Consider the following 2,237-nt stretch of genomic DNA (forward strand, 5'->3'; position numbering starts at 1 on the left):
CCGAGAATTGACCCGCCTCATGGATATGATTTGGGTTTGGTCAGATGGTCAAGTCGGTGCTTTCTCCTTTTTGGTTTTTGTGGCCTGGGCCGAGCTGTTCCTGAACCGGAAGCTGTCGTTTCCGGTTTCGAGGATATGGCAGTGATGGGTGAGCCGATCGAGCAGCGCGGTTGTCATCTTGGCGTCTCCAAACACGCTGGCCCACTCGGCAAAGCTGAGATTGGTGGTGATGATGACGCTGGTGCGCTCATAGAGTTTGCTCAGCAGGTGGAAGAGCAATGCCCCTCCTGATGCGCTGAAGGGCAGGTATCCAAGCTCGTCGAGAATGACCAGGTCGGAATGGACGAGCCGATTTGCGATCTGCCCGGCCTTGCCCTGAGCCTTTTCCTGTTCCAGCGCATTGACCAGTTCAACGGTCGAGAAAAAGCGCACTCTCTTGCGGTGATGCTCAATGGCTTGGATGCCCAGGGCTGTGGCGATGTGGGTTTTGCCGGTTCCCGGTCCCCCTACCAAAACGACGTTGTCGCTCTTTTCGATGAAGGCACCGGAATGGAGCTGGCGCACCAGGGCCTCATTGATCTCGCTGCTGGCAAAATCAAAGCCGGCCAGGTCCTTATAGGTTGGAAAGCGTGCAACCTTGAGCTGATAGGCGATCGATCGTGTCTCGCGTTCGGCCATCTCGGCCTTGAGCAATTGGGAGAGAACCGGAACGGCTGCCTGGAAGGCCGGAGAGCCCTGTTCGGTGAGTTCGCTGATCGCCTGGGCCATGCCCGTCATCTTGAGGCTTTTGAGCATGATGACCAAAGCTGCGCTTGCCGGATCATGACGCATGGCGCACCTCCTTATCCCCGCGCAGGGTATCGTAGCGCTCGACATTGGCCTGCGGTTCCTTGCCCAGGGCAAGGGCTTGTGGTGCCTTGACCGGGGCGATCACGGTGGATTTGCCATCGACCAGCCTGTGCAGAAGGTTCAGGATATGGGTCTTGGTGGGCACGCCGGCCTCCAGTGCCATCTCGACCGCTGTGAGCACTGCCTGTTCGTCATGGTGGAGAACCAGAGCCAGGATATCGACCATCTCGCGATCACCACCGGGCTTGCCCAGAAGGTGGCGCTGAAGCTGTCGGAATCCATCGGGCATGTCGGCAAAGGGCGCACCATTGCGCAGGGCGCCGGGCTTGCGCTGGAGCACGGCCAGATAATGGCGCCAGTCGTAAACAGTATGCCCGGTTCCATGATGGCGGTCGATGATCCGCAAGTGCTCACAGATCGCCTGGCCTTCCGCGACAACGACAATGCGGTCCGGATAGACACGGACGCTGACCGGCCTGTTGGCGAAAGAGGCCGGCACGCTGTAGCGGTTGCGTTCCAGATGGATCAGACACGTTGGGGAAACGCGCTTGGTGTGCTCGACGAACCCGTCAAAAACACGCGGCACAGTCATCAGAAACTGGGTCTCGATCCTCCAGGCATCGGCAACTGAACCTGGCTCGGCACCATGGGTGATCTCTTCCCATAGGGCCTTGCACCGTCGCTCCAGCCAGATATTCAACTCATCGAGCGAGTTTGCACGTGGCAAGGGCTGGAAAAGCCGGTGCCGCATATCAAGCACGTTCTTTTCCACCAACCCCTTCTCCCAGCCCGCAGCGGGATTGCAGAACTCGGGCTCGAACACAAAGTGACTGGCCATGGCCGAGAACCGGGCATTGACCTGCCGGGCCTTGCCACGCCCGACCTTGTCGACCGCCGTGCGCATATTGTCATAAATGCCCCGACGCGGGATTCCGCCCAGCACGCGGAAGGCGTGATTATGGGCATCAAACAGCATCTCGTGGGTCTGGAGCAGATAGGCCCTTACCGCAAAGGCCCGGCTGTAGCAGAGCTTGAAGTGCGCGATCTGCAGCTTGACCCGCTCGCCCCCGATCAGCGCCCAGTCCTCACTCCAATCAAACTGGAAGGCTTCGCCCGGCTCGAAAGCCAGGGGAACGAAAACGCCACGGCCGGTGGTGTTCTGCTGGCGCTGGAAATCCTCTTTCCAGCGCCGGGCAAAAACCGCCACCCGACCATAGGAACCTTCAAAGCCAAGACTGACCAGATCGGCGTGGATCTGCTTGACCGTGCGCCGCTGCTTGCGCGGCTTGCGGCTCTCAGCCTTCAACCAGCCTGACAGCTTCTCGGCAAACGGATCGATCTTGCTCGGCCGCTCGGGCACCTTGAACTTCGGCTCAACCGTATCGGAC

2 protein-coding genes are annotated in these 2,237 nt (G+C 59.7%); both read right to left on the reverse strand.

Features of this window, described 5'->3' with window-relative positions:
* Window positions 1-48: 48 nt before the first annotated feature.
* The gene (gene istB, locus EO133_RS07115; protein ID WP_090600540.1) at window positions 49-831 is read right to left on the reverse strand and encodes an IS21-like element helper ATPase IstB; all 783 of its coding nucleotides are present in this window, start codon (window positions 829-831) and stop codon (window positions 49-51) included.
* Window positions 821-2,237: IS21 family transposase (gene istA, locus EO133_RS07120; protein ID WP_127071966.1), on the reverse strand; the 1,417-nt coding region annotated here is incomplete at its 5' end. The genes istB and istA, both read right to left, overlap by 11 nt.

Origin of the sequence: Pelagibacterium lentulum, from assembly GCF_003992625.1 — a bacterium.
In the GTDB taxonomy this organism is placed as follows: domain Bacteria; phylum Pseudomonadota; class Alphaproteobacteria; order Rhizobiales; family Devosiaceae; genus Pelagibacterium; species Pelagibacterium lentulum.